Origin of the sequence: Escherichia sp. TW14182, from assembly GCF_000208525.1 — a bacterium.
Taxonomy (GTDB): domain Bacteria; phylum Pseudomonadota; class Gammaproteobacteria; order Enterobacterales; family Enterobacteriaceae; genus Escherichia; species Escherichia ruysiae.
Genome location: NZ_AEJZ01000422.1, coordinates 1 through 629, shown reverse-complemented (window position 1 = coordinate 629; position 629 = coordinate 1). Strand labels below are relative to the sequence as shown.

The window sequence follows — 629 nt, the reverse complement described above, 5'->3', positions numbered from 1 at the left end:
GCCTTCTAACACATATACGGTGCCGGAACCTTCATTTGTACCCAAAAACAATTTGGATGTAGGGGTATCAAACTGCCAGTTGGTATGGTTGGATAAAGTGAGGGAACCTTCAGCATTATTACCTACGGTAGCATTAGCAGTAATAAGTGAAATATTATCAATGAGTAGTGAGCCATTAGAGTTTTGGCCTACATTCAAAGAAGTAAAATGATTCCATCCAGGATCGTAACCTTCGGAGGCAATAACTTTTGCCTCTTCGCCATTATTAATGATAACAACGCTATTTGCATCTGTGGGGGGGGTTACGGCCAGGGATACGGGTGTAAATAATACTGTTGAAATTGCTATCGCCCGTGTCGATAAGCTTTTTTTTGCTGATTTCATATCACTCACTTTCATCCTTAAATTTAAATGGCGAGATGTTTTTTATTGCACTGTTTTTCTTCCTGAAGCCTTGTAAGGCGCATACATGCAAGTTACTAAATAAGAATATATGTAATATTAGATGTAATAAATTTATTAAAGTGTTAGTTGTTCATTACATTGATTGGTTTTAGTGGTTTGTAAGTGGAGTTAATGCAGTTTTTTTATGTCGTTTAGAAAAAATGCATCTAATAATCCTAAAGTGT

General features: G+C 36.1%; 1 pseudogene. It reads right to left on the bottom strand.

Annotation, left to right across the window (positions count from 1 at the left end):
• Window positions 1-384 (bottom strand): annotated as a pseudogene (locus EQY_RS25860) (autotransporter outer membrane beta-barrel domain-containing protein); the annotation flags it as partial.
• Between the last annotated feature and the right edge of the window lie 245 nt (window positions 385-629).